4 protein-coding genes and 1 pseudogene are annotated in these 7491 nt (G+C 44.1%); all 5 read right to left on the bottom strand.

What is annotated here, in order from left to right:
- Positions 1–42: 42 nt before the first annotated feature.
- A pseudogene (locus tag AB5443_RS21420) lies at positions 43–213 on the bottom strand (ATPase); the annotation flags it as partial.
- 648 nt (positions 214–861) lie between these two features.
- Positions 862–2013 (bottom strand): MFS transporter AraJ, encoded by a 1152-nt coding sequence (araJ, locus tag AB5443_RS21415; RefSeq protein ID WP_195406326.1) that lies wholly within the window; start codon positions 2011–2013, stop codon positions 862–864.
- 170 nt (positions 2014–2183) lie between these two features.
- Positions 2184–3590, bottom strand: a complete 1407-nt coding sequence (locus AB5443_RS21410) for an alpha/beta hydrolase family protein (protein ID WP_368114350.1) — start codon at positions 3588–3590, stop codon at positions 2184–2186.
- 59 nt (positions 3591–3649) lie between these two features.
- On the bottom strand, positions 3650–4783 hold the full coding sequence (locus tag AB5443_RS21405; protein ID WP_195406368.1) for an ATP-binding protein: 1134 nt from the start codon (positions 4781–4783) through the stop codon (positions 3650–3652).
- A 170-nt stretch (positions 4784–4953) separates the two neighbouring features.
- Positions 4954–7491, bottom strand: coding sequence for an alpha/beta fold hydrolase (locus AB5443_RS21400; RefSeq protein ID WP_368114351.1), 2538 nt, complete (start codon positions 7489–7491; stop codon positions 4954–4956).

The following is a 7491-nucleotide window of genomic DNA, read 5'->3' as shown; positions in this document are numbered from 1 at the left end:
CATTAAGCATTAAAAATAAATCTGCACAAGCTCGAAATTAGTTCATAACATAACCGTACGGATTTGATTCATAACCGATGCGAACTGGAATGAACAAGCTATTCTTTTTCCGCCCAAATCATCATAAGCCTTTAAGTGGAACTTTGGCGACTTGCTTAACACAACCTTATTAATGAGTCCTGCCTGCTCCAACCATAGAATAGCGTCCTCATATATAAATCATCACATTTTTGATATGAGTTTTGTGCAGATATACACATTATCAATACATGGCAAAAGAAAAGTCGCAATAAAACTAATTATTGAATATTGAACAAACCGTTGCTGATAGTCCCATCCTGCCTGTGGGATTCATAAAAATAAGGGGAGCAGCCGGATAAAATCCATTTGCTCCCCTTCGGGGGGGTAGCTAGCCTTAAAAAAGAATATCGTAAAAGGCAAGTAGCAACACCAGAATGTTGCGTTTTCAACTTAATAGCCTTCAGACGCGGGACACTCCTGTCTGATTCTACTTGCCTGTATAGTTATTGCAAGATTATATTTCATATCTTTTGCAAACGTATGGGCATAAAAAAAGCGGAAGGGTATTTACCTATCCGCAAATGAGGGAGTCGAAGCCCTTGCACACAAACAGGAAACACCCCCCGCCTATTGCAGGGAGCATTCGTCTGTTTTCATGTGTGCTTGATAATTTCGACTTTTCATTTGCACAGAAACCAGCTAAACGCTTTTTTTATCTAAAATGTAAATACATGTCGCGCTACGACCGTACAAAGATAGTAAATTATTGAATCAATAACCGTCCGACCCTTTCTTTTTTCATCCGATAGCTTGATTTTCTTTTTTTCGGGTATAACCGTTTCAGGAACTTTCGTATTTGGACTGATATTTCTTATAGAAAATCAGGAACAGAGTAAATCCAATCAATGCGAACGGAACACCGGTGAGGGCGGGATAGCGGTATCCGCTGCTGATGGCAAGTCCCCCTGCATAAGCACCGATAGCATTTCCCAAATTGAAAGCGACCTGTACGCAAGCGGCTCCCAACATCTCTCCGCCTTTTGCCACGCGGATAATCAATACTTGTTCGGGACTGGAGACTGCGAACAATCCTGCCGTACAAAGACACATCAGCAAAGCTGCCGCCCATTTGTAAGGCGAAAGGAAGAATATGAGCAATAGCATGATGCAGATAAGTGCCTGCGCAGCGGTTCCCACTTTTCCGGGAGTATAGCGGTCGGAGAGACGTCCGCTAATCAGATTCCCCATTACCATTCCGAAGCCGGCAAGAATCATTAAAGGAGTAATACTTTCGGCAGAGAAACCGGAAACGTGTGTCAGCATGGGATTGATATAGCTATACCAACAGAATACGCCACCATTTCCTAATGCCGTAGCACCGAGAATCAGCCACGGAGCCGGAGTTTTCAGAAAGCGGAATTGTCCCTTGAAACCTGTATCTTTCAATCCTTCCACGTGAGGAACCCAACGCCAGATATAATACAAGATGACAACTCCCCAAATACCTACCAACAGGAAGGTGGCACGCCAGGAAAGCATGGTGCTGAGAGAAGTTCCCAACGGTACGCCGAAAAGGTTGGCAATAGTCATTCCGGCAATCATAATCGAAACTGCTTCCGAACCTTTTCCCTTGTCAGCCAGTCTTTCGGCAACAATGGAACCCACGCCGAAGTATGCTCCGTGAGGCAGACCGGAGATGAAACGGGCAGCAAGCAACACCCAATAATTGGGAGCCATAGCCGCGCAGATATTACCTGCCATAATCAAGGTGACTAATACTAAGAGAATATGTTTCAACGGATATTTGCGAGCCAGTGTCAGCACAGGTGCACCCACACAAACGCCTAAGGCGTAAGCTGAAATGAAATGTCCCGCCATGGGGATGCTGATACCTAAATCTTTTGCCACGTCGGGCAATATTCCCATCATTACAAATTCGGCAATACCTAATCCCAAGGTACCGAACGCCAATGCGATAAGACTTTTCTTCATACGAAACTATACCTGATACTGTTACTTTTTACCTTAATTACCTGCCGCTGCTTTTTTTTCGGCTGCAAAGGTAAAACAAAATCAGTCAGAGTGAGTTCGCACGGATAGATTTTGATTTAAATCAATTTGTATAATATCAGTCTAAATGGAAGGTAATACATTTGATGGGCTTATTGTTTTTTTATCCAATCAGTAATATCCTTCAATACTTCCGGACTGATAGTCTCTTCCAGTTGTCCATATTCGGCCAATGTACCTTTTTGGCAGGTCTGAAACAGATGGTTTAAGTTCGGATAGGCTTTTACAGTTACTTTCTTATTTCCATTTTCATTGATTCTTTGTTGGATGGCTGTCAGATTCATGGCGGCATCCACCTGAATATCCTTTTCTCCGTTTAACGCAAAAACGGGACATTTTATTTTCTTCATATCCTTGGCGGGGTCATATCTCATAAAATGGAGATACCATGGCGAAGTCATTGAACTGATTTGGGCGGAAATCTGCTGTACGGTATTCAAATCCTTCAGTTGTTCGGGCGACATCGTTTTAGTAACATCTGCATATAATTCTTTTTGCAGTTCGCCTGTTGTTTTGTCCGCCTGTTGCAGTATGGCATATCTGTTTCGTACAGACGGTTTCATTCCCTGCCAAACCGCATCCGGCATTCCCTGGGATTTGGAAATTGATTCTACCTGCTTCAACATCAGGCTGTCACCTCTTACACCGGCTCCTGCCAATGAAACAATAAATGCAACCGACGGGTCTTTGGCGGCTACAATGAATGCTATAATTCCGCCTGCGCTATGTCCGATAATGCCGATTTTCTTTGTGTTTATTTCTTTTCTGCCACGCAGATAGTTGATGGCAGCTTCCGTATCTGTTGCGAAATCCTCGTTGGTAGCTGTTGTGTGGTCACCTTGTGATGCGGCTGTTCCTCTGTCGTCACATCTCAGCACTGCGATTCCGTTCCGGGTCAGATAGTCGGCGATGACAAGGAAAGGTTTATGTCCCATAATCTCCTCATTCCGGTTCTGCGCGCCGCTTCCTGTCACCATAACCACTGCCGGAAATTTGCTTCCCTTTTCGGGAAGAGTCAGTGTGCCTGCAAGACTGATGCCGGCCTGTTCATTCCTTACCGTGACTTCTTCGCTTCTATAAGGGAAAGGCGGTTGAGGCTCTTGCGGACGTTTGAGGGGAGCGGCTTCTCCCTTTTCCAGATTCAACGGTATGGGCATTCCTTGCGTGAAAGTTCCGCTTATCGTATGGTTACTGCTCAATTTACCTTTGTAGGAAGCATGGATAGAAGGTATCTGAATTGTCACTATGGAGTCCTTGAAAGAAGTGGATTGCGTCTTTATACCGTTGGCTCCCTGGTCGGGGCTGTCGAGTGTTGTGACATAAGCTCCTTGTTCTGTTTGATTAATGTGGAATACGATAGTCAACGAACCGGTGGGGACGGTTAGTTTTCCGTGCCAGGTACCAGCAATATCCTGGGCAGATATGGAAGAGGAGAAGAGCAGTCCGGTCAGTAGCCCGGTAACGGCAATAACGATATGGAAAGCTTTCAATATTTTCATAAGAGAAAAAATTAGGTGGTTGTAATGATAGCTGCATGATATGTACATAAACAGTGCCCTTAATAGTTTTTTTGTAACCACACCCCTAACAGTCTATCGGATATTTCATACTGATTCTGTTCTTGAGAGACTAAATTCTTCTCCAGTAGCCCCTTGAGCGCAGATTGTACGGAACTGGGAGTACTTAGCTTATACTTTTTTATAAACTTTCCTGAAGTTACTCCTATCGCTTTTTGTTCTTTTCCTATAGCGATGAGTACCTCTTTCTGCTTCTCCGGAAGGCGGGAGAAAATCTCCTGGTAAGTGAAGTCCTGCATCTGAAGGATATTGGTCAGAGCGATGGTTTGTTGGGAACGGCTACATAATTTCCCTTTTCCGGTGAGTATATATAATTCATTAAACATGAGTTGTATATACCAGGTATGTCCTTCAAAGAAATTATATACTTCGTCTATCAGTTCTTCTTCAATGTGCTTTTCATTTTCAAGGAAAAGCCTTTTAACAAATGCTTTGTATTCTGTAAGTGGGATACTTTTTAGTTGCATCATATTGACGCTTTGGTAGAAAGGCCGAGCCGGACTGTTGAACATATTCATCATAATATGCTTCTGACTTCCTGCAAAGATGAAACGGGCATTTTGACAATGTTGGACTTTAGTTCTCAATATGGCTTCTACATTCTTTTCCGCATAATTGCCTATTTGCTGAAATTCATCAATGGCTACGATACAGGGTTTATCTGCTTGTTCCAGGTAAGCGAAGATTTCATCCAACGTTGTTTCCGCTGCATGGATATCTCCTAATCCAATGTCGAAGGTTGGCTCACCTGTGATAGTATCCAGTTTGAATCCGGCCCGTAGAGATGAGATTATGGAGAAGAACCGTTCTATGAATTTCATTCCTTTGGGTTTAAGTCTTTCAAAGATTTCCTTTCCCAAAGCAAAGACAAACTCCCGCAGGCTGGATGTGGCATATATATCAATAAAGAAGGTGTGATAATTCTCTTTTATCTTATCCTGATAAAAACAATGGCGGATGAGCCCTGTCTTTCCCATACGACGTACAGAGATGATTACGACATTCCTGCCATTCGTAATATTACGAATCAGTTGCTCTGTTTCCGTTTCCCGGTCACAGAAGTAATGAGGAGATAGGTATCCGCCTACGATAAAAGGGTTATTGACAATGGACATAGTGGTTATTATAAACATGATTATTGCAAATATAATAATTATGTTTATAATAACCACTATGGCGGTTTCTCCTTTTAATAAAGATTGTTTTTTTAGTGGCCCTTTCCTGAAGATTCAAGAATCCGGTCTGTCATATCTTTCGTATGAAAGTGCATGATTGGAGTCAATCCTTATTCGTTAATCACAAGATTGCGGATTACACATTCCGTACCTTTACTCTCCGCATTTTTATCTTTGGAGATACGTACGGTCAGCTTGTGTGTCTTTTGAGAATCCAGTTCCGAGTCCAGTACATACAGCCAGGGAAGATAGAGCCTCTTGCTCCATTTGGTAAATGTATCCAGTTTGCGGAATTCCTTGCCGTCAATGCTGTATTCGATGATTCCTGAATAGGGGCCGCAAGCCATGAACAAGCCTACCGCTTTTCCTTTGAAGGAATACGTGAAAGTAGCTCCCGGAGTATCGGAGTACAGCATCGGGACATTGACAAATCCTTTTCGTGTACTCGTTTTCTCTTTCGGTTGCCAGGGAGAGAGGATGCTCCAGCCTTTCTCAATCCGGGCTTCTTTCAGGTCGACAAACTTTCCGTTGGTGTAACTGTATTTGTCCAAAGCCTTTGCAGGTATTTCGTGCGGCTGGCGCGTACTATTCTCCGGCAATGACCACATTTCGTCCCATAGTGCTTGTATATCGGCTGCATAAAACTTGTGTCCGAACCATTTAGGATGTACACCGCCGAATTCTTTCCAGGTGAATTCTTTATCTTCTATCCGCTCTGAAACTTCTCGTGCACAATTAATGGAAGGAATCAGATAATGATTGGCAACCCTTTCGTGGTTCAGGATAACATCCGGTGTCTGCCCTTTGGGGAACATCTGAAGGAAAGGCTCGTATACAAAGTGCAGCATGATAATGTCGGTATAAGGATTTGCCGTCAGTGCATGGCGGACTACCCCTTCCATTCCCCGGATTTGGTCGCGTGGCGAGAACCCGTTGGTATGGTCGTTTACGGCACCTTCGATAAACAGCAGGTCGATATCTCCTCTTGACAATACGTCGTTTTCCATTCGGAAGGCATGGGGAGTTGTTCCGGTTGAAGGTATGCCGGCATCGACAAAATCGAATTCGGTGAAAGGGAAACGTTGTTTCAGTTGGTCTTGAATCATATTTCTCCAACCGCGCATCTCTGTGATAGAACCGCCGAAGAAAGCGACACGGCCTTTCCGTTCCTTCTCAAAACGGATGAAAGAGTTTGCCAGGCTGCCGCGTACATTATAATACTGTTTCTTCTGATAGGCGGGTTGATGCCGGATGATAAAGTCGACGATAGGTTCCGGCTTTTCCAAACTGTGAGGATGGTGGTCGGCTCCCGGTTTGATAATCAGTTCCACCGGTCCGCCCAGTTTGACGTAAGCGTCCCGGACTAGCTTCATATTCTCCGCGAAAGGAACGACTTTATCACTATCCCCGCATACGGCAAGAATCGGTACTTTCTGTTCTGCCAATGCTTGCAGATGGTGTATCGGGTTGCCTTTGAACGTTTCGGGAGTGATAGTTTCGTCCAGTTGCCATAATTTCAGGAAATCTTTCCATAACTTTTCTCTTTGTTTTCCCGGCCAACTGAACATATCGCATACCGGATTGTCCAGATATATGCACGCTACCTTTTCAGGATGCACAATCGCCCATTGCAGTGCCTGGTAACCTCCGCGGCTTATTCCTTCCAATGTCACTTTGGAAGAAAGCCCGTATTGGGAAACCATATTATTGTAGAAATCCGTTCCGGCTTTGATAGAGCTTGGGCAACCGTATTGGTGGGTCAAGTCATAATAGACAACGTGGAAACCTTCTTTAAGCAGTGCTTCATCTGCATAGGCGAAAGAACCGAAAAAGGCGGGGCGCCATATCCAGGGATTTCCTTCCAGTGCTTTTTTCGGACGTACTACGATAGCAGCTTTGTTCTTGTATGTAAAATCATACCGTTCGTATCCTTTCCACTTTCCTTTCAGACCGGGGAACGGCTGTATTTCGTGAGCCGTTTCTTTGCCTGTCAGTGCTTTGTAGATAACTTTTGCAAGTATGTGTGCACCTTGTTCGTTGGGGTGAAGTTCATCAACGAAATTCTCCGGCATATTTTCGGTAGGAGTATGCAGGTCTATTACTTGTGCGTCCACTTGTCCGGCCACCTTATTAATCATGGGAATTACTTCCTTTGTGATTACTTTGTCGCGTGCGTTCAGCCGTTCACCGTTTATCTTTACCGGATAACAAAGATATATTTTCACCGAAGGCGATTTTTGGCGGAAGGCCTGAAGCATGGTCAGCATATCTTTGGAATATTCACTTTTGTATTTCCAGAAAGAAGGATTGGTATCGTTTGTGCCCAGCTTTACAATCAGGATATCCGGTTGGAAGTCGAGTGCCTGTTTGTAGGCTTTTTCCTTCATATACGAATTTCCTTTCTGAAGCATTGTCCGGCCGCTGACACCGAAGTTGCGTACATCGTATTCTTTTCCCAGCATTTGTCCCAACATCATGGGGTAGCTGTCTTTGTCACGGTTTTTGATACCGGCCCCGGCGGTAATGCTGTTGCCCACACAGGCTACTTTTATTTTAGGAGTCTTGGGAGCTGCTTTTGAGGTTGTTTCCGCTTTTGAATGAAGGCAGAGAAAAGCAGTCAGGATGATAAGAAGTAATTTACTTTTCAT

Source organism: Bacteroides sp. RTP21281st1_H5_RTP21281_210402, from assembly GCF_040918965.1.
Taxonomy (GTDB): Bacteria; Bacteroidota; Bacteroidia; order Bacteroidales; family Bacteroidaceae; genus Bacteroides; species Bacteroides congonensis.
The sequence above is the reverse complement of the archived record's forward strand: the minus strand, read 5'-3'. Positions and strand labels throughout refer to the sequence as shown.